The organism is Kribbella jejuensis (genome assembly GCF_006715085.1).
Lineage (GTDB): Bacteria > Actinomycetota > Actinomycetes > Propionibacteriales > Kribbellaceae > Kribbella > Kribbella jejuensis.
Window position 1 is genome coordinate 2,162,705 of the sequence record NZ_VFMM01000001.1, and the last position, 18,665, is coordinate 2,181,369.

Annotated in this window: 18 protein-coding genes and 1 tRNA gene; 8 read left to right on the forward strand and 11 right to left on the reverse strand. The window is 68.5% G+C overall.

All coding sequences use genetic code 11. The features are described 5' to 3' along the window. Positions 1-60: 60 nt before the first annotated feature. Genes FB475_RS10605 through FB475_RS10615 form a run of 3 tightly spaced genes read left to right on the forward strand, consistent with a single transcriptional unit; the run spans position 61 to position 3,591 of the window. The gene (locus tag FB475_RS10605; RefSeq protein WP_141854870.1) at positions 61-1,362 is read left to right on the forward strand and encodes a type III PLP-dependent enzyme domain-containing protein; all 1,302 of its coding nucleotides are present in this window, start codon (positions 61-63) and stop codon (positions 1,360-1,362) included. A gap of 1 nt (position 1,363) precedes the next feature. After that, positions 1,364-2,956 carry an N-acyl-D-amino-acid deacylase family protein gene (locus FB475_RS10610; protein WP_141854872.1) on the forward strand — a complete coding sequence of 531 codons (1,593 nt, stop codon included), beginning with the start codon at positions 1,364-1,366 and terminating at the stop codon, positions 2,954-2,956. Further along, on the forward strand, positions 2,953-3,591 hold the full coding sequence (locus FB475_RS10615) for a bifunctional 4-hydroxy-2-oxoglutarate aldolase/2-dehydro-3-deoxy-phosphogluconate aldolase (RefSeq protein ID WP_141854874.1): 639 nt from the start codon (positions 2,953-2,955) through the stop codon (positions 3,589-3,591). Before FB475_RS10610 ends, FB475_RS10615 begins: the two co-directional genes overlap by 4 nt. Here the strand turns inward: FB475_RS10615 and FB475_RS10620 are convergent. Genes FB475_RS10620 through FB475_RS10630 form a run of 3 tightly spaced genes read right to left on the reverse strand, consistent with a single transcriptional unit; the run spans position 3,578 to position 6,214 of the window. Beyond that, the gene (locus FB475_RS10620; RefSeq protein WP_141854876.1) at positions 3,578-4,279 is read right to left on the reverse strand and encodes a DUF4097 family beta strand repeat-containing protein; all 702 of its coding nucleotides are present in this window, start codon (positions 4,277-4,279) and stop codon (positions 3,578-3,580) included. The two genes, FB475_RS10615 and FB475_RS10620, sit on opposite strands and share 14 nt — an antisense overlap. Then, positions 4,276-4,923 carry a response regulator transcription factor gene (locus FB475_RS10625; RefSeq protein WP_141857913.1) on the reverse strand — a complete coding sequence of 216 codons (648 nt, stop codon included), beginning with the start codon at positions 4,921-4,923 and terminating at the stop codon, positions 4,276-4,278. The genes FB475_RS10620 and FB475_RS10625 overlap by 4 nt, the downstream gene beginning before the upstream one ends. 13 nt (positions 4,924-4,936) lie before the next feature. Next, complete coding sequence (locus FB475_RS10630; RefSeq protein ID WP_141854878.1) at positions 4,937-6,214, reverse strand: sensor histidine kinase; 1,278 nt, start codon at positions 6,212-6,214, stop codon at positions 4,937-4,939. A gap of 156 nt (positions 6,215-6,370) precedes the next feature. On the opposite strand from FB475_RS10630, the gene FB475_RS10635 reads away from it, so the two are divergent. Further along, positions 6,371-6,871 carry a hypothetical protein gene (locus tag FB475_RS10635; RefSeq protein ID WP_141854880.1) on the forward strand — a complete coding sequence of 167 codons (501 nt, stop codon included), beginning with the start codon at positions 6,371-6,373 and terminating at the stop codon, positions 6,869-6,871. Here FB475_RS10635 and srmL read toward each other — a convergent pair. From srmL to FB475_RS10665, 6 genes are all read right to left on the reverse strand, one after another. Then, positions 6,861-7,973, reverse strand: a complete 1,113-nt coding sequence (srmL, locus tag FB475_RS10640; RefSeq protein WP_141854882.1) for a PheS-related mystery ligase SrmL — start codon at positions 7,971-7,973, stop codon at positions 6,861-6,863. The genes FB475_RS10635 and srmL overlap by 11 nt on opposite strands. Positions 7,974-8,192: 219 nt before the next feature. Next, entirely contained in the window at positions 8,193-8,915 is a 723-nt protein-coding gene (rplA, locus tag FB475_RS10645) for a 50S ribosomal protein L1 (RefSeq protein ID WP_141854884.1), read from the reverse strand. Between the two features lie 76 nt (positions 8,916-8,991). Continuing rightward, entirely contained in the window at positions 8,992-9,423 is a 432-nt protein-coding gene (gene rplK / locus FB475_RS10650; protein WP_141854886.1) for a 50S ribosomal protein L11, read from the reverse strand. A 12-nt stretch (positions 9,424-9,435) separates the two neighbouring features. Next, positions 9,436-10,314: a transcription termination/antitermination protein NusG gene (gene nusG / locus FB475_RS10655; protein ID WP_420359223.1), complete on the reverse strand. Its 879-nt coding sequence runs from the start codon at positions 10,312-10,314 to the stop codon at positions 9,436-9,438. 383 nt (positions 10,315-10,697) lie between these two features. Beyond that, positions 10,698-10,940, reverse strand: coding sequence for a preprotein translocase subunit SecE (gene secE / locus FB475_RS10660; protein WP_130384685.1), 243 nt, complete (start codon positions 10,938-10,940; stop codon positions 10,698-10,700). 55 nt (positions 10,941-10,995) lie between these two features. Continuing rightward, a tRNA-Trp gene (locus FB475_RS10665) sits at positions 10,996-11,068 on the reverse strand. A gap of 368 nt (positions 11,069-11,436) precedes the next feature. Between FB475_RS10665 and FB475_RS10670 the strand changes: the two genes are divergently transcribed. The 4 genes from FB475_RS10670 (at position 11,437) to FB475_RS10685 (ending at position 15,823) form a co-directional block, all read left to right on the forward strand. Next, on the forward strand, positions 11,437-12,630 hold the full coding sequence (locus FB475_RS10670) for a pyridoxal phosphate-dependent aminotransferase (RefSeq protein ID WP_141854890.1): 1,194 nt from the start codon (positions 11,437-11,439) through the stop codon (positions 12,628-12,630). Between the two features lie 139 nt (positions 12,631-12,769). Beyond that, positions 12,770-13,804, forward strand: a complete 1,035-nt coding sequence (locus tag FB475_RS10675) for an adenosine deaminase (protein WP_141854892.1) — start codon at positions 12,770-12,772, stop codon at positions 13,802-13,804. Positions 13,805-13,926: 122 nt separating this feature from the next. Beyond that, entirely contained in the window at positions 13,927-14,955 is a 1,029-nt protein-coding gene (locus tag FB475_RS10680; protein ID WP_202878300.1) for a GDP-mannose 4,6-dehydratase, read from the forward strand. A 49-nt stretch (positions 14,956-15,004) separates the two neighbouring features. After that, entirely contained in the window at positions 15,005-15,823 is an 819-nt protein-coding gene (locus tag FB475_RS10685) for an IclR family transcriptional regulator (RefSeq protein ID WP_202878301.1), read from the forward strand. 24 nt (positions 15,824-15,847) lie between these two features. On the opposite strand, the gene FB475_RS10690 is transcribed toward FB475_RS10685, so the two are convergent. Next, positions 15,848-17,332 carry a M81 family metallopeptidase gene (locus tag FB475_RS10690; RefSeq protein WP_141854896.1) on the reverse strand — a complete coding sequence of 495 codons (1,485 nt, stop codon included), beginning with the start codon at positions 17,330-17,332 and terminating at the stop codon, positions 15,848-15,850. Positions 17,333-17,335: 3 nt separating this feature from the next. Continuing rightward, a complete protein-coding gene (locus tag FB475_RS10695; protein WP_202878302.1) occupies positions 17,336-18,628 on the reverse strand; it encodes an aspartate aminotransferase family protein in 1,293 nt (430 codons plus the stop codon). Positions 18,629-18,665: the final 37 nt, after the last annotated feature.

The following is an 18,665-nucleotide window of genomic DNA, read 5'->3' on the forward strand; positions in this document are numbered from 1 at the left end:
TGAGTCAGAATGCGCAATGAGCGTTGCGTATTCTGCAATCCCGACACCCCAGGGGGTCTGATGCCTGCGTACGATGCCGACGCTGTTGCCGCTCTTGCCGACCAGCAGGTGAGCTGGCGGGACAAGGCCCTGCCGCCGGGCTTCTGGGGCCGGACCGTCGCCGACGTGCTGGCCGAGAAGCCCCGGCTGTCCCAACTGCCGACGCCGTTGATGACGCTCTCGGCGGCCGGCCTGCGGCACAACGTCGACACGCTGGCCACCTGGTGCGCGCGGCACGGCGTCGAGCTCGCGCCGCACGGCAAGACCACGATGGCGCCCGCGCTCTGGGCGATGCAGCTGGACGCCGGCGCCTGGGCGATCACGCTCGCGAACGCGTTCCAGCTCGGGGTGGCCCGGGCGTACGGCGTCCGGCGGGTGCTGATCGCGAACGCGGTGATCTCACCGCTGCAGCTGCGCTGGATCGCCGACGAGCTCGCGGCCGACCCGTCGTTCGAGGTGTCGGTCTGGGCGGACTCGGTCCGGACCGTCGAGCTCATGGAGCAGGCGCGGTCGGCGTACGTCGGACCGGACGCCCGGCCGCTCGACGTGCTGGTCGAGGTCGGCGGGATCGGCGGCCGGACCGGCGCTCGCGACCTGGAGACCGCGCTCGCCGTCGGCCAGGCGATCAAGGACGCGTCCACGCTCCGCCTGGCCGGTGTCGCCGGCTACGAGGGCGCGATCGGCCACGGCGTCGACGAGGCGAACCTGGAGGAGGTCCGCGCGTACCTCCGGGAGCTGGCCGGTGTGCACCACCGGCTCCGCCCGCTGTACGACGCGGACGTCGTACCGATCGTCAGCGCGGGCGGCAGCCAGTACTTCGAGCAGGTCGCGAAGGTCCTCGCGTCCGAGGCCGGTGAAGGCGCCCGGGTGGTCCTGCGTTCCGGTGCGTACATCGCCCACGACGACGGGCTGTACCGCCGCGTGTCGCCACTCGGCGAGCACCCGCGGACCGATGGCGAGCAACTGGTCGCCGCCATGCACGGCTGGATCCGGATCACGTCGCAGCCCGAGCCGGGGCTGGCGATCTTCGACGCCGGGCGCCGCGACTTCCCGTTCGACCAGGACTGGCCGGAGCCGCAGCTGATCCGGCCCCACGCTACGGGCGATCCGGTCCTGCCCGCGACCGGGATGACCGTCACCAACCTCAACGACCAGCACGGTTTCCTGCACTTCACCGACGTACCGGTGGTGATCGGCGACGAGCTGCGGGTCGGGCTCTCACATCCTTGTACGGCGTTCGACAAGTGGGGCCTGATCCCGGTCGTCGACGACGCGGACGCCGCCGACCCGGTCGTCGTCGATCTGGTGCGGACGTTCTTCTGAGATGCTCACCATCACGGGCGCGCTGATCGTCGACGGCTCCGGTGCGCCGGGGTACCACGCCGACGTCGCCGTCGACGCCGGCCGGATCGTAGCCATCGGCAACGACCTGCCGGCCGCGGGCCGGACCATCGACGCGGGCGGGCTGGTGCTGTCGCCCGGCTTCATCGACATGCACGCGCACTCCGACCTGCAGATCCTGGTCAACCCGGACCACACCGCCAAGGTCAGCCAGGGCGTCACGCTCGAGGTGCTCGGCCAGGACGGCCTCTCCTTCGCGCCGATCGACGACCCGACCCGGGCCGTCGTGCGGCGCCAGATCGCCGGCTGGAACGGCGAACCCGACGACTTCGACTTCTCCTGGTCGACGGTCGCCGGCTACCTCGACCGGCTCGATCAGGGCATCGCGTGCAACGCGGCGTACCTGGTCCCGCAGGGCACCTTGCGGATGATGGTCGTTGGCACATCCAACCGTCCAGCGACCGGTCCTGAACTGCAGCGGATGAAGCAGCTGCTCGCGGACGGCCTGCGCGAGGGTGCGGTCGGGATGAGCAGCGGGCTCACGTACACGCCGGGCATGTTCGCCGACACCGACGAGCTCGTCGCGCTCTGCTCCGTGGTCGCCGAGTACGGCGGGTACTACGCGCCGCACCAGCGCTCCTACGGTCGCGGGGCACTCGAGGCGTACGCCGAGATGATCGAGGTGGCGCGCCGCTCGGGCTGCGCGCTGCACCTGACCCATGCGGTGATGAACTTCGCGCCGAACGCGGGCCGCGGCGCCGAGCTGGTCGAGATGATCGACAAGGCACTGGCATCCGGCGTCGACGTCACCACCGACACCTACCCGTACTTGCCCGGGGCAACCACCCTCTCCGCGGTGCTGCCGAGCTGGACCGCCGAGGGTGGACCGGACGCGCAGCTGGCCCGGCTCCGCGACCCGGCCGCCCGCGAGCGGATCACGTACGAGCTCGAGCAGGTCGGTACCGACGGCTGTCACGGCTGCGTGGTCGAATGGGACACGCTCGAGATCGCCGGCGTCCGCAATCAAGCGCTGTCCGAAACGGTCGGAAACACCATCGCGGCACTCTCCGCGCGTTCCGGGAAGCCGGCCGCGGACGTGTTCTACGAGATCCTGCTCGCCGACGACCTGGCCACGTCGATCCTGCAGCACGTCGGCCACGAGGACAACGTGCGGACGATCATGCGGCACCCGGCGCACACCGGCGGTTCGGACGGGATCCTGGTCGGCGGCAAACCGCATCCACGCGCGTGGGGCACGTTCCCGCGCTACCTCGCCCGCTACGTCCGCGAACTCGGCATCCTCGAGCTCGCCGACTGCATCCATCACCTCACCGGCCGCCCGGCCCGCCGGCTCCGGCTCACCGATCGCGGCCTGGTCCGCGAGGGGTACGCCGCTGACCTGGTCCTGTTCGACCCGGACACCGTCCGCGACGCCGCCACCTTCCCCGAACCCCGGCAACCGGCCGAGGGCATCCCGTACGTGTTCGTCAACGGCGTACCCGTCATCGACGCCGGCCACCGCACCGACGCTTTGCCCGGCCGTGCCGTACGCCGAACTGAAAGGAAACCCCTGTGAACACCCTGGACCTGCTGCGCGCCGACCGGGTGCTGACCGTCGTCCGCGCCCCGGAGATCTCCGACGCCCGCGACCTGTGCGCCGCGTTGGTTGCCGGCGGCATCCACGTCGTCGAGCTCACGTACACCACCCCGGACCTGCCCCGGCACCTCGAACGCGCCGCCGCCACCGCGGCCGAGACCGGCGCGGTCGTCGGCGCGGGTACCGTGCAGACCGGCGACCAGGCGACGCAGGCGATCGACGCGGGCGCCCAGTTCCTCGTCACGCCCGGCCAGGGCCTCGAGGCGGCCGCGATCGCCGACGCCGCCCGCACCGCGGGCATCCCGCTCGTCCTCGGCGCGTTCACGCCGTCCGAGGTGATGACCGCGCTGGCGCTGGGTTCCGTCGCCGTGAAGATCTTCCCGGCCCACCAGCTCGGCCCGAAGTACTTCAAGGACCTCAACGGACCGTTCCCCGGCGTACCGCTGATCCCGTCCGGCGGCGTCAACGCCGGCAACGCCCGGGACTTCCTCGACGCCGGAGCGCTCGCGGTCAGCGCCGGTACGGATGTCGTCGCACCCACCGACGTCGCGGCAACGAACTGGGACGCCATCACCACGAAGGCGAAGGCGTTCTGCGCGGCTATTGCACCGTGATGCTGCCGTAGCTGCTGCGCAGCCGGAGCCGGTGCGTCGCGGTCGGATCGTTCGGCACGCTCAGATCCGTCGAGCCCTGCGACGCGACCGCGTCGATCGAGTACGCCGTCGTGCGCGGCAACTGCACCGTGATCGACCCATCGGTGGAGCTCGCCGACACCTGCTGCGGTGCGACATCGAAGAACAGCGAGATCGATCCTTCACGCGCACTGACAGAGATCTGCGGGCTCCGGACCCGCGCCATGTCCACCGATCCCTGGCTCACGTCGACCGTCAAAGGCGACGAGACGCCGGCCACGTTCAGCGAACCGCCGTCGACCTTCGCCTTGAGCGCTGCTGTCGCAGCGGGCACCTCGACCGTGAGATCGACCTGACAGTGCGAGTCCGGGCACCTGGTCGCCACCACCACGACCTTGCCGGCGGTCGACACGTTGACCTCAGGTCGCTGCGCCCCGTACGTGCCGTCGACCGTGACATGGACCTGACCGTCGAAGCTCGGCTCGACCTGCGTCGACACGTCGGAGGTGATCTGCACCCCGTCCGCGGCCGGCGCGAACGCGGCCGAGTAGCTGTACTGCAGCTTGCCCCGGATCACCGAGACGGTCACCGCCGCGCTGCCGAGGACAACCGCCAGCAAGGGAATCAATCCCACGAGCAGCATCGTCCGCTGCGCCTTTGTGAGGCTCATGACGTACCCAGGTATCTGAGGACGGCGAGCACCCGGCGGTGTTCGCCGTCGGTCGGTGACAGCTGGAGCTTGAGGAAGATGTTGCTGATGTGCTTCTCGACCGCACCTTCGCCGACAACGAGCGCCTGCGCGATCCCGGCGTTCGACTTGCCCTCCGCCATCGCACGAAGCACGTCCTGTTCCCGCGGGCTGAGCACGGCCAGCGGATCCACCTTCCGGGACCGCACCAGCAGCTGCGAGATCACCTCCGGGTCCAGCGCCGCGCCGCCGCCCGCGACCCGGCGCAGTCCGTCGATGAACTGGTCCACATCCGCGACCCGGTCCTTCAGCAGGTACCCGACGCCGCCAGGGTTTCCGCCGATCAGCTCGCTGGCGTACCGCTCCTCGACGTACTGCGACAACACCAGCACACCGACGTCGGCGTACCGCTCCCGGATCACCAGCGCCGCCCGCAACCCTTCGTCGGTGAAGGTCGGCGGCATCCGTACGTCGACCACGCACACGTCCGGGCGCTGCGCCTCGACCGCCTTCAGCAGTGCGTCTCCGTCGCCGACCGCCGCGACCACCTCGCAGTCCTGTTCCTCAAGCAGCCGCACGATCCCCTCGCGCAACAGCACCGAGTCCTCGGCGATCGCGACCCGCATCCGTTGAACGCTGTCAGCCACAGGGCACCTCCGCGATCAGGATGGTCCCGCCGCCGGGCGGGCTGTCCACCGTCAGCCGTCCGTCCACACCAGCCACCCGATCGGACAGCCCGCGCAATCCACTACCGCCCGCCGGGTCGGCCCCGCCGCGTCCGTCGTCGCGTACCTCGACCCGCAGTATGTCGCCCTCGCGCGTGACGCGTACCTCGGCCGCGGCGGCGTCCGCGTGCTTGGCGACGTTCGTCAACGCCTCGGTCACCACGAAGTACGCGATCGACTCGATCGTCAGTGACGGCCGCGGGTGCACGTCGACGCTCAGCCGGACCGGTACGACGGATCGGGCCGCGACCGCGGACAGCGCCGCGTCCAGGCCGCGGTCGGTCAGCACCGGCGGGTGCAGGCCCCGGGTCAGGTCGCGGATCTCGGCGATCGCCTGCATCGCCTCCGAGTGCGCCTCCTCGATCAGCGCCCGGACCGCCGGGTCCTTGTCGCCGAGCCGGTTCTTCGCCCGGCCGAGCGTCATCGCCAGCGACACCAGCCGCTGCTGGGCACCGTCGTGCAGGTCACGTTCCATCCGCCGCCGCTCGGCCTCGACCGAGTCGACCACCTGCTGCCGGCTTTGCACCAGTTGGTGGACGCGCTCGGCGAGGACGCCGGACTCCGACGGGCCGAGCAGCTCCTTCGCCAGCCAGCCGTCGAACGCCGACGCGGCCCGGACGATCAGCGGCGAGACGAAGAACAGGAACAGCGCTGCGAGCACGGCCACGATCGTGGCCGACTTGACGTTGTCGATGACGAACGGCCCGAGCTGCGCCTGCGACGCCGCGTACTGCGAGTAGTACGCCGGCAGCGCGATCAGCACCGGCGGGATCGACCAGGCGACCACCACCGCGAAGAACCAGATCGTTGCCAGCAGCAACAGCGCGCAGTAGTAGGCGAACTGCCGCCACAGGCCCGGATCGTTGATCGCCTGCAGCGCGTCCTCCTGCCGCGAACCGGTCCGCGGCGGCGGCACCAGCGGCGTCACCTGCTGGCCACGGGTGATTCGCGCCCGGGCTCGCTCCCAGCCCGCGATGGTGTAAACCGATCGGTTCGCCCACACGCTGATCGGGATCCCGAGCGCCGCGAACGGCATCCCGAGCAGCACCAGGATCGTCGCGCACAGCACGAGCAGACCCGACGTCAGCACGACCACCGAGTCGCCGAGGATATGGATCGTTGCCAACCACAAGTACGGCGACCGCCAGAGCCGCCAGGGTGCCCGGGGAACCGGACTCGCTGCAACGCTCATCCGGATCACCTCCCCGTTGCTCGCGGTCACAACTTACGTGGTCGGCCGCACCGACGGCATCCGGACATCCCACCGAACCCGCGGGGGGTTATCCCCACCCCGGTTCGTGGGCTGACCGGACTGCGCCGGAAGGCCGTCGCCGGGAGCCTTGAGGACATGACGACGACAGCGACGTTTCCCGGCGAGTTGGACGGCAAACTGGGTGATGCGATCGACGATCGCGTGGCCGATGCCCTCGAGGACTACATCACCGAGGGCCGGCTGGACGGCCGGATCCGGGCCCGCCGCTCCCCCGGCGGCCTGGCCGCGATGGTCGCCGCCGGAGTCGCCGCGGTACTGCTCCCGTGGTGTCTGATCCTCGCCGCCACCCTGCCGAGCAGCTACCAGGCCGGCCACTGGAAGCTGACCTGGATCGGCCTCGACTGCGGTACCGCGATCGCCGCGGGGCTCACGGCGTACCTGCTGCACAAGCGCAACCGGCACGCCGCGCTGACCGCGATGGCGGCCGGCACGCTGCTGGTGGCCGACGCCTGGTTCGACGTCAGCACCGCAGCGGCCGGCTTCGACCGGACCCTCTCGCTGACCGAGGCACTGCTGCTCGAGCTGCCGCTGGCCGTCTGCGCGTTCGTGGTCGCGGCCCGCGATCTCAGGCGCTGATCAGCTCCAGCACTGGGCCCTCGTGCAGCGCGCGGTAGACCTTGTCCCGCAGGACATTCGCCTCCGCGTCGGTGAGCGTCCGGTCCACCGGTCGCAGGATCAACCTCACCAGCAGGTTCCGCTGCCCCGGCGTCAGCTGCAGCCGGTCACGGGCACTCGTCGGCAAGTCGTCGTACGACGTTTCGCCCAGCACCTCCAGCGACTCCGCGGCATCGGCGTCCGGGCCCAGCGCGGACCGGACCTTGTCCCCGAGCACCTCGTCCGACACGTCCGCCGTCGCGCCGACCACGACCGACAGGTCCCGGCGTACCGGCGGCATCGTCGAAACCGCCTTGTAGGGCAGCAGATCCAGCATCTGCCCGGCCACCCGCGGGTCGGTGGACCGGAGCAGCCGGATGTCGCGGATGCCCTTGCGGAGCATCATCAGCCGGTCGAGGCCCGGGCCCATCGCGAGCCCGGTCCAGCTCTCGTCCAGGCCGGCGAGCCGCAGTACGTGGGGCGCCGCGACCCCGCACTCGCCGATCTCGATCCACTGGTCGTCGAGCAGTACGTCGATCTGCCGGCCGTGGATCGTGTACGGGTGTACGGCCGGGACGGTGCGGTACGTCTGCCCTGGCAGAACGGTGTCGACCAGCCGGGCGATCATCTCCTCGAGCTCGGGTTCGCCCAGGGTGACGTTGCGGCTGAGCCGCCACAGGTCGAGCTGGTGCGGCGTACCGGTGTGCTGCCAGTCGACCGAGTCCCGGCGGTAGCAGATGCCGGCACAGATCATCAGTACGTCGGACACGTCGGAGGCCGCCAGCTCGCGCAGCGCGGGCGGGATCATTGCCGACGTGTGACTTCGCAGTACCTCGGTGTCGGAGACGTAGCGCGTGTACCGCGCCTCGCGGGTGACGGCATCGGGCGCGTAGCCGAGGTTGTCGTAGTTGTCGGCCAGCGACACGACGGGATGGTCGCGGCGGGTCCAGACCTCGGTGTAGGGCCAGGCCTTTTCGAGCGCGGTACGGATCGAGTCGACGACGAGCTGGATCGCGTGCGGGCCCTGGGCCGGATCGCTCAGGTCGCGGAGCTTCAGGGCAGCGTGCAGTTCTTCAACAGACATGAGTGCTTCTCCAAGATGACGGTCTCGACGGGGGATCCACCCCGGTCGGCCACGGTCACCTCAGGAGAGAGCGCAGCAGCAGCCCACCCCGTCGGCACCGTCGTGCCGGCCGGGGCGCAGAAATCGCCGCCCGTACTGCGTCATACCGCCAACTGTACCTGGTGCAACAGAAATGCCCCCGGGAATATCCCGGGGGCAATCTGGTGCTGACGGTGAGGCTCAGGCCTCGACCGGCTCCTCGGTGAGGTTGCGGGTCAGGTTGGGGTCAACCTGGACACCCGGACCCATCGTGGTCGAGAAGACCGTCTTCTTGATGTAGCGGCCCTTCGAGCTGGCCGGCTTCAACCGCAGGATCTCCTCGAGCGCGGCGCTGTAGTTCTCCACCAGCTGGGCCTCGTCGAACGACGCCTTGCCGATGATGAAGTGCAGGTTCGCGTGCCGGTCGACCCGGAACTCGATCTTGCCGCCCTTGATGTCGGTGACAGCCTTCGTGACGTCCGGGGTGACGGTGCCGGTCTTCGGGTTCGGCATCAGACCACGCGGGCCGAGGACGCGACCGAGACGGCCGACCTTGCCCATCAGGTCAGGGGTGGCGACGACGGCGTCGAAGTCCAGCCAGCCGTCGGTCACCTTCTTGATCATGTCGTCGTCGCCGACGAAGTCGGCGCCCGCCGCCTTGGCCTGCTCGGCCTTCTCACCGGTGGCGAAGACGAGGACCCGTGCCGTCTTGCCGGTACCGTGCGGAAGGTTGACGGTGCCACGCACCATCTGGTCGGCCTTGCGCGGGTCGACCCCGAGACGCATCGCCACGTCCACGGTGGAGTTGAACTTCTTGCTGCCGGCGGCCTCCTTGGCCAGCCGGACCGCCTCGAGCGGCGTGTAGAGGTGATCGAAGTCGATCTTCTCCGCCGCGGCGCGGTATGCCTTGCTGCGCTGTGCCATTACTGCTGTTCCTCTCTGGGGTGTGGTCTCCGGGCGGCACTACGCCCTGCCACTACTACGTGAAGTTGGGGTGCGATCAGCCGTCGATGGTGACGCCCATGGAGCGCGCCGTACCCTCGATGATCTTCATCGCCGCGTCGATGTCCCGGGCGTTCAGGTCCGGCATCTTGGTGGTGGCGATCTCGCGGACCTGGTCCTTGGTGATCTTGCCGACCTTGTCGCGCTGCGGAACGGCGGAGCCCTTCTGCAGGCCAGCGGCCTTCTTGATCATCTCCGGCGCCGGCGGCGTCTTGGTGACGAAGGTGAAGGAGCGGTCTTCGTAGATCGTGATCTCGACCGGCACCACGTTGCCGCGCATGGATTCGGTCTGGGCGTTGTACGCCTTGCAGAACTCCATGATGTTGACGCCGTGCGGACCGAGCGCGGTACCGACCGGCGGGGCCGGCGTCGCGGCACCGGCCTGGAGCTGCACCTTGACCAGTGCAGCGATCTTCTTCTTGGGAGGCATTCTGTCGGGTCCTTAGACTTTCTGGATCTGGTTGAAGCTGAGTTCCACCGGGGTCTCCCGGCCGAAGATCTCCACCAGGGCCTTGATCCGCTGGGCCTCGGCATTGATCTCCGTGACTGTGGCGTGCAGGGTCGCGAACGGCCCGTCGACCACCATGACCGAGTCACCGACACCGAAGTCGGCGACCTCGACCTTCTTCTTGGCCGCGGTCTTGGCGGGTGCGGCGCCGGCTTCGGCTGCCGCCGCCTCGGCCGCCGCCACGACGGCCGGAGCGAGCATCTTCTCCACCTCTTCGAGGCTGAGCGGGACCGGCTTCTGGCTGTTGCCGACGAAACCGGTCACCGACGGCGTGTGCCGCACGGTCGACCAGGACTCGTCGGTCAGATCCATCCGGACCAGCACGTAGCCCGGCAGCACCGTACGCTTCACCATCCGGCGCTGCCCGTTCTTGATCTCGGCGACCTCCTCGGTCGGCACGATGATCTCGAAGATGTAGTCCTCCATGTTCAGGGAGTTGATCCGGTTCTCCAGGTTGCCCTTGACCCGGTTCTCCATCCCTGAGTACGTGTGCACGACGTACCAGTCGCCGAACTGCGAACGCAGCCGGGCGCGCAGCTCCTCGAGCGGGTCACCCGGTTCCTCGGGCTCCGGCTCTTCCTCGTCCTCGGCACTGTCCTCGTCGGCGCTGTCGTCCGCGCTGTCCTCGTCGGTGCTGTCGTCCGCGCCGGCGCTGGAGAAGACGACCTCGTCCGGCGCGGCGGCCGGCTCGGTGGTGGTCTCCGGCGCGGTCTCGGCGGTCTCCGCGGCGAGCTCCTCGGTGGCGTCCTCGACGTCGCCGGCGGTCACCACCTCGGCGTCCTCGCCCGCGGCCTCGTCGGCCGCCGGGACCACCACGACCGGCTCGTCGTCGGAGGTGTCCGCGTCCGGCTTCGGCGTCTCCGCCTCGTCGTCGGCGGAGTACTCGTCCTCTTCGTCGACCGCGTCGTCTTCCTCGTCGCCCTCGTCCTCGTCGTCGAGGTCCGCGAACGGGTCGTCGTCATCCTCGTCCGCAGCGAACAGGTCGTCGTCGTCGTCGGTGTCGGTCTCGTCGAAGTCGAGATCGAGGTCGTCGGAGTCGGATACGTCGAACTCGTCCTCGTAGTCGAGGACCTCGTCGTCGCGCTCGGACACGTCGTACTCCGTCATCTGTGGTTCGGGGTCTTGTCTGCTTCGGATCAGGCTCTGCTTCGGGTCGAGCCCGGGACCTACAGGAGGTCGGTCGTTTCGGGTGTTCCTCAGCCGAAGATCTTGAACATCGCCCAACCGAAGGCGAGGTCGAGGACCGAGACGATCGCGATCACGAACACCACGAAGGTCAGCACGACCACGAAGTAGGTGGACAGCTGCTTGCGCGTCGGCCAGACGACCTTGCGGAGCTCGGCCACCACCTGCCGGTAGAAGCGCAGCAGGCCCCTGCCCTGCTTGCCCTCGGCGGGCTTGCCGGCGCCGGACGGTGCCGGGGTGCGCGTCTCCGTCACGACCTACCTCTTTCGCTAGCGGCGGCCTGACCGGCCCTGCGCCGGTCAGGATTTGCAGGGCACGAGGGACTTGAACCCCCAACCTTCGGTTTTGGAGACCGATGCTCTGCCAGTTGAGCTAGTGCCCTCTGCAATCCATCCGGACGCCGCGTCGGACCTGATCTCGGGCATGCCGGATCAGGGCCATCAACGCCCGGACTAGAGAAGTGTACGGGGTTCGAGCCACCTGGTCGAACTGAGGCCCTTACCCGTACGACCCCGGAGCCGGGCGCCGCACCGCGGACAGAACCATACAGCCTCCACCACCTGCCAACGGACCACACCCCCTTGGTGTTCCCGGACTCCCAGCACTCATCAAGCTCGCCTGGGTACACGCCCTCACGCTCAGGACCCGCCACCCACACCTTCCGACGGGGGGCTTGGTGAGTGCCGGGCGTCCGCATCACCTGGTGGATACCGGGTGGGACCCGGTGCGCGGTGCTGCCAGGATGGGCGCATGGGTTCCAGGATCTCGGCGCGGATCGGCGCCATCAGTGAATCGGCGACGCTGGCGGTGGACAGCAAGGCGAAGGCGCTCAAGGCGGCCGGGCGCCCGGTGATCGGGTTCGGCGCGGGCGAGCCGGACTTCCCGACGCCGGACTACATCGTCGAGGCCGCGGTCGCGGCGGCCCGGGATCCGAAGAACCACCGGTACAGCCCGGCCGGCGGCTTGCCCGAGCTGAAGCAGGCGATCGCGGACAAGACCAAGCGCGACTCCGGGTACGAGATCGAGGCGTCCCAGGTGCTCGTCACGAACGGCGGCAAGCACGCGGTGTACAACACGTTCGCGACGCTCCTCGACCCGGGTGACGAGGTGCTGCTGCCCGCGCCGTACTGGACGACCTACCCGGAGACGATCCGCCTGGCCGGCGGCGTACCGGTCGAGGTGCTCGCCGACGAGACCCAGAACTACAGCGTCACGGTCGAGCAGCTCGAGGCGGCCCGGACCCCGCGGACCAAGGCCTTGCTGTTCTGCTCGCCGTCCAACCCGACCGGCGCGGTCGACAGCCCGGAGGCCGTGGCGGCGATCGGACGCTGGGCGCTCGAGCACGACCTGTGGGTGGTCACCGACGAGATCTACGAGCACCTGACGTACGGCGACGCCCGCGCGACGTCGATCCCGGTCGCCGTACCGGAGCTCGCGGACAAGACCGTCGTACTCAACGGTGTCGCGAAGACGTACGCGATGACCGGCTGGCGGGTCGGCTGGATGATCGGTCCGAAGGACGTCATCAAGGCCGCCACCAACCTGCAGTCGCACCAGACCTCGAACGTCTGCAACATCGCCCAGCGGGCCGCACTCGCGGCGGTGTCCGGTGACCTGACCGCGGTCGACGCGATGAAGGTCGCGTTCGACCGGCGCCGGCGGACCATGGTCCGGATGCTCAATGAGATTCCCGGCATCGACTGCCCGGAGCCGACCGGTGCGTTCTACGCGTACCCGTCGGTCAAGGGAGTCCTCGGCAAGGAGATCGCCGGCCGGACTCCGACCTCGTCGTCGGAGTTGGCGGACCTGATCCTGGACGAGGCGGAGGTGGCAGTCGTACCCGGCGAGGCGTTCGGCGCACCGGGATACCTGCGCCTGTCCTACGCACTCGGCGACGACGACCTCGTCGAAGGCCTCGGCCGGATCGCCAAGCTGTTGAGCTGACGATGGACGCCGGCCACTCACCAACCCCGCTCCGGGCGCCGAGCCCACGCTCGGGGCTGCCGTGCTCCGGGGGCTTGGTGAGTGGCTCAGGTCCGCGGCCGATTTCTCGCCCGGCGCTGTGCGTCGGTAACCTTCGGTAATGACGCAGCGGGATCTGCGGGTGCTGCCGAAAACACACCTGCATCTGCACTTCTCCGGGTCGATGCGGCACCTGACGCTCGTCGAGCTGGCCGACAAGCACGGCGTCCGGCTGCCGGACGCGCTGCGGACCGAGTGGCCACCCGACCTGTCCGCCGCGGACGAACGCGGCTGGTTCCGGTTCCAGCGGCTGTACGACATCGCCCGCTCGGTGCTGCGCACGGAGGACGACGTACGCCGCCTGGTCCGCGAGGCCGCCGAGGACGACCGTGCCGACGGCTCCCGCTGGCTGGAGATCCAGGTCGACCCGTCCGGGTACGCGAACCGCTTCCACGGCATCACCGAGTTCACCGACCTGGTCCTCGACGCCGCCCGGGACGCTTCCGCGTCGACCGGCATCGACGTACAGGTGATCATCGCCGCGAACCGCACCCGCCACCCCCTCGACGCCCGCACCCTGGCCCGCCTCGCCACGCAGTACGTCGGCCGCGGCGTCGTCGGCTTCGGCCTCTCGAACGACGAACGCCGCGGCACCACCTCCGAGTTCGCCGCAGCCTTCCGCATCGCCCGCAACGCCGGCCTGCTGGCGGACCCCCACGGCGGCGAACTCTGCGGCCCCGCCACCGTCCGCACCTGCCTGGACGAACTAGGCGCCGGCCGCATCGGCCACGGCGTCCGCGTCGTAGAGGACCCGGACCTCCTGAAACGCGTGGTAGACGCCCAGATAGCCCTCGAAGTCTGCCCCGCCTCCAACGTCTCCCTAGGCGTCTACCGCCGCCCCGAAGACGTCCCCCTCCGCCAACTCTACGAAGCCGGCGCCCGCATAGCCCTAGGCGCCGACGACCCCCTCCTCTTCGGCTCCCGCCTGGCCGAGCAATACGAAACCGCCCGCACCGTCCACAACTTCACCGACCCAGAACTGGCCGACCTCGCCCGCTCCTCGGTCCTGGCCTCCACCGCCCCACCCGAAACCCAAAAATCCCTCCTCACCGAAATAGACGAATGGCTAGGCACCCCCGCCGCCGTACCAGCCTGACCACCGCCTGACGGCTTCTGCATGTAACTCACCCCCTGTCGCCGCCCGTTCCGCTGTTGCCAGCATTGCCAGGTCAACGGACAGCGGAGGCAGCGTCACCGATGGTGAGGGGAGATGGCCCAGTGGAGGGACTGGCGGGGAAACGCGTGCTCGTGACAGGCGCCGACGGGTTCATCGGGAGCCACTTGGTCGAGCGACTGCTGGACGAAGGCGCCGAAGTACGAGCACTCTGCGTCTACAACTCCAACGGCTCCTTCGGCTGGCTCGACGATCAGCATCTGCGGGGTCCGACCACGATCGAACGGCGGCTCGGCGACATTCGCGACGCACGGCTGATTCGGGAGCTCGTCAGCGGCGTCGACATCGTCTTTCATCTGGCTGCACTCATCGCGATCCCGTACAGCTACGAAGCACCGGCCTCGTATGTCGAAACCAATGTGCTGGGCACGATGAACGTCCTGGACGCCGCGAGAGACTGCGACGACGTCCGTGTCGTCAACACGTCCACCAGCGAGGTCTACGGCACGCCTGAATCCGTACCGATCGACGTCGGCCACCGGCTGCACGCTCAGTCACCCTACGCGGCAACGAAGATTGCCGCCGACCAACTGTGTCAGTCCTATGCCTGTGCCTTCGGACTCGACGTCGTGACTCTGCGGCCCTTCAACACCTTCGGCCCGCGGCAGTCCACCAGGGCGGTGATACCCGCGATCCTGCGGCAACTGCTCGCCGGCCACGATCGGATCAAGCTCGGCAACCTTGCTCCCCGACGTGATTTCACCTATGTCTCCGACACGGTGGACGGCTTCATCAGGCTTGCGGTCGCCGACGTGCCGACCGGTACCGTCGTGCAACTCGGCACCGGACACGCCGTCTCGATCGGAGAACTGTTCGACCACTGCGCCGAGATCGTGGGGAGCACGGCGACCGCCGTCATCGATCCGGTCCGGATGCGCCCGGACGCCAGCGAGGTCACCGTTCTGCTGTCGGATCCGCAGCAGGCCGACACTGTCCTGGGCTGGCGGCCGAAGGTCTCGCTCACAGAGGGAATCACGCGTACGGCAACCTGGCTCGCGACCCGGAGCGATCAGCACCTCCGGGGGCATGCAATTGGCCCCCTTGCCCCCGACGAGAAGCGTTTCATAGGATGAAACCTGGAATCTAATTCACGTCGAGGCTCTCGGCGTCTCGTACACAGAGGTGAGTCCACTGGCATCGCCAACGCGCACTGGATCGACAGCCAAGCCCGAGGACGAAACAAGGGAGTACGGGGTTCGTGCCATCGAGCGTGTCTGTGCGGTCCTGAATCTGCTCCAGGAGTCCGTCGACGGCGTGACGTTGAAGGAGGTCGCGGACGCCGCAGAGCTGCCCAAGTCGTCGGCGTTCCGCTATCTCTGGACGCTCGAGAAACACCGCTACGTGGAACGCGACCTGGACAGCGGCCTGTTCCGTATCGGTCTGGGGTTCCTCGGAATGCAGTCGCGGCATCTGGAGGTCCTTCGTGAACGGGTCCGTCCGTCGCTCGAGAGGCTTCGCGACACCCTCGACGAGACAACCAACCTGGGTGTCCTCGACGGTCACCACGTCATCTACCTCGAGATCATCGAAAGCCGCCGCAGTGTGCGGTTGGCGGCCAGCCGAGGCAGCCATGACGCACTGCACTCCACGGCACTGGGCAAGGCGATCGCCGCCCACCTGCCAGAATCTCGGGTACGCGAGTTACTGGAGCAGGTCGGCATGCCACGCCGGACGGCTGACACCATCACCGATGTCGACGACTACATCGCGGAATTGGCGAAGGTGCGGCGTCTGGGGTACGCCGTCGACAATCGCGAGAACGAACCCGACGGCCGCTGTGTGGCTGTCCCGATCCTCGGCACCCGGCTGCCGGCCGCGATCAGCGTCAGCGCGCCCGAAGCTCGCTTCCCGATGCGAGACGTCGAGAAGACCGCCCAAACGCTCATCGAAGTAGCTGAACAGATCACGCTGACTCCGCTGCCCATGGACGAACCGCAGTAGCCGTCCGAGTGAGCCGGTGATGCCTCACGTCGCCGGGAACACCGCGTCCTCGAAGGGATACAGCGGCCGCCGCCGATGCGAGTAGTCGAACTTGTCCAGGCTCATGGCGCTGACGCCATCGGTGTCGACGACGATCATCCGCGAGGCGATCGGGGCATAGCTGGCCCGCGGCGAGTTCACTCCCTTCGCTACCACCACGCGGTAGGACGACGGAACGACCCCGACCGACAACAGTTGCTGACAACTCGTGCTCATCACGGCGGTCGACGACAGGACCAGAGTGTGGCCCGCTGTGGTGTCGAGCACCGCTGTAGGCCCCATATCGAAGTACCTGAATCCACCGTGCGTCGGCGTCGGTTCCTCGAACCTGCCGTCGGACACGGCCCGCACGCAGCCGTCGACGAGCACCGGGCGCCCCGCGGAGTGGGGCTGGCAAGCGCCGACTGCCAGGCTCAGGCTGGTACCGACGCCTGATTCGATGCACTGCCGGGCGGCCTTGGGATCGCAGATCACTTGCACCAGCGATCGTTGGCCGCACCGGACAGCGGCTTCGAGAATGACGGTGGAGTCGCCGGGCGCGCCCCCTCCGATGTTGTCCCCGGCGTCGAGCAGAACCACCGGCCCGGTCGGCTGGCAGGCTGCGATGTCGAGTGCCTGATCGACGGAGACCCCGATCGTCTGGAGGTCTCGCCGGCGGTCCCACACAGCCGCGGCGAGTTCCTGCGCGGCGTGACGGGCGGCGTCCGGATCCCCATCATGGATGGCCACGCAGGACATCCCCAGCTGCGGTACGTCGGCGTAAGGGAATCCCTCGATGACGCTGCAGGACAGCAGACCGGGCGACGCTGCAATCGTTCGCGCCTTGGCCAGGAGGCTCGCCATCGGCTCCTCACTGGTGTCCTGGCAGGCGATGTTCGCGACCAGCGGGAGCGAAACCATCGCCTGCTCCGGGTGGATCTCTCCGCGAACGGTTCGGACGATCAACTCGGTGCAACGCTCCGCCTGGTGTTTGGCGTCGACATGCGGATTGGTCTGGTAGACCAAGGTGACCGTCAACGCGTCGAGCAGCCGCTGGGTGAGGTTGGCGTGCATATCGAGTACGGCGCCGATAGGCACGCCCGCGCCCACGACGGCACGGACTCTCGCCGCGATCTCGGCATCCGCATCGACGAAGTTCTCCGCAACGGCGGCACCGTGCACATTCAGCAGCACCCCGTCCCACGGACCACGCTCGCGCAACAGCTCGGTCATTTCGCCGACCAGCCAGTCGAACGCCTCCGCGGTGATCGGCCCGGTCGGCGTCACGAACCCGAACATCAACGGGACCACGTCGACGCCCAACTCCGCGCCGGCGGCGAGGAAGCCACCGTTGGTCGTCGACGACGTGGCGTAGGCCTCGACGATCTCCGCTCCCCGCCAGACGCCACCGTTGCTGAACAAGTCGCGATCCGCGCACACCGGCGAGAAGGTGTTCGTCTCGTGGTACAGGCCCAGCAGTGCAAGTCGCATGATCTACTGCTCCGCCTTCACTTTCCACTCCTCAAGCGTCTTGTCGAAGCGAGTCAGGGCAGCGTCCAACTCGCGCGCGCCGTGGGCTGCGGACACGTACCACACGCCACGTCCGGCCAGCCAGATTCCGTTGTCCACCAATGCGGCCGCCAGGCGCTCGTAGCGGGCGAGGTCGAGTTGCTGGAGGCTGCGATAGTCGCGCACCTGCGCATCACCGAACGAAACGTGGAACGCCGCCGGCAACCCGGCGACCCGCAGGTTCACGTCGTGCCTCGCGGCGATGTCGAGCAGCCCTGACATCAGCGCACGTCCGTGCTCGCCCACCTTTGCGTATGGCGGTTGGTCGCGCAGACTCGTCAAGGTCGCGGTCACGGCCGCCATGGCCATCACCGACGAGTTGAAGGTACCGGAGTGATTGACCTCCCCAGTTCCGAACCTGCACATCAGATCTTGCCGTCCAACGACGGCCGCGACCGGGAAACCTCCCGCGAACGCCTTCCCGTAGGTGGCGAGGTCGGGGGTTACGCCGTACCTCTCGACGGCACCGCCGAGCGCGATCCGGAAACCTGAGATGACTTCGTCGAAGATCAGCACCACGCCGTACCGGTCGCACAGTTCGCGCACGGTCTCCAGATAACCCGGAAGCGGCTCGATCACCCCCGCGTTGATCATGATCGGTTCCATGATCACGGCCGCCAGCCGGGATCCGTACTGCTCGAACTTCTCGACCAGCAGTTCGGCGTCGTTCCACGGCAGGATGTGACACGGCCGCAGATGATCCGCGACCTGACCGGCGCTCGCGGCGCCCCAGGTTCCGTCGTGCTCGCCGACAAAAATGTTGTCCAGCCAACCATGGTAGTGCCCTTGGAACCGAATGATCTCGGTGCGGCCGGTCGCCGCCCTGGCGAGCCGCAGCGCCGCCTGAACGGCCTCGGTGCCACTGACGGAGAAGCGGACCATGTCCGGCCACTTGGCGACCGAGCAAACGAGCTCCGCGGCCTGGATCTCCGGTTCGTGCTGCCCGCCGTAGATCAGCCCGTCCCGGCACGCTGCGGAAACGGCTTGGATCACCTGATCCGGCGCATGACCGAGGAAGTTCGGTCCCTGCCCGAGCAGATAGTCGACATAGTCGCGTCCGTCGACGCTGAACAGCCACGCCCCCTTGGCGGAGCGGATGAACGGATGCGGGCCACGCAGTCGGACGTTCGAGTGCACGCCACCGGGCGATCGTTCGAGTGCGCGGTCATGCAACTCGTCGGAGCGGACGTTGCGCCCGTTGACCTCGGATATCGACACTGTTCCCCCAAACGATGGAGTTTCACTTGATGAAACG

Coding starts and splice junctions, on each gene's coding strand:
- srmL (WP_141854882.1), bottom strand. CDS start 7,973: ATGTCTGTTGAAGAACTGCACGCTGCCCTGAAGCTCCGCGACCTGAGC.
- FB475_RS10630 (WP_141854878.1), bottom strand. CDS start 6,214: ATGAGCGTTGCAGCGAGTCCGGTTCCCCGGGCACCCTGGCGGCTCTGG.
- FB475_RS10635 (WP_141854880.1), top strand. CDS start 6,371: ATGACGACGACAGCGACGTTTCCCGGCGAGTTGGACGGCAAACTGGGT.
- FB475_RS10625 (WP_141857913.1), bottom strand. CDS start 4,923: ATGCGGGTCGCGATCGCCGAGGACTCGGTGCTGTTGCGCGAGGGGATC.
- FB475_RS10620 (WP_141854876.1), bottom strand. CDS start 4,279: ATGAGCCTCACAAAGGCGCAGCGGACGATGCTGCTCGTGGGATTGATT.
- FB475_RS10675 (WP_141854892.1), top strand. CDS start 12,770: ATGACGCAGCGGGATCTGCGGGTGCTGCCGAAAACACACCTGCATCTG.
- FB475_RS10690 (WP_141854896.1), bottom strand. CDS start 17,332: ATGCGACTTGCACTGCTGGGCCTGTACCACGAGACGAACACCTTCTCG.
- rplK (WP_141854886.1), bottom strand. CDS start 9,423: ATGCCTCCCAAGAAGAAGATCGCTGCACTGGTCAAGGTGCAGCTCCAG.
- FB475_RS10670 (WP_141854890.1), top strand. CDS start 11,437: ATGGGTTCCAGGATCTCGGCGCGGATCGGCGCCATCAGTGAATCGGCG.
- rplA (WP_141854884.1), bottom strand. CDS start 8,915: ATGGCACAGCGCAGCAAGGCATACCGCGCCGCGGCGGAGAAGATCGAC.
- FB475_RS10605 (WP_141854870.1), top strand. CDS start 61: ATGCCTGCGTACGATGCCGACGCTGTTGCCGCTCTTGCCGACCAGCAG.
- FB475_RS10610 (WP_141854872.1), top strand. CDS start 1,364: ATGCTCACCATCACGGGCGCGCTGATCGTCGACGGCTCCGGTGCGCCG.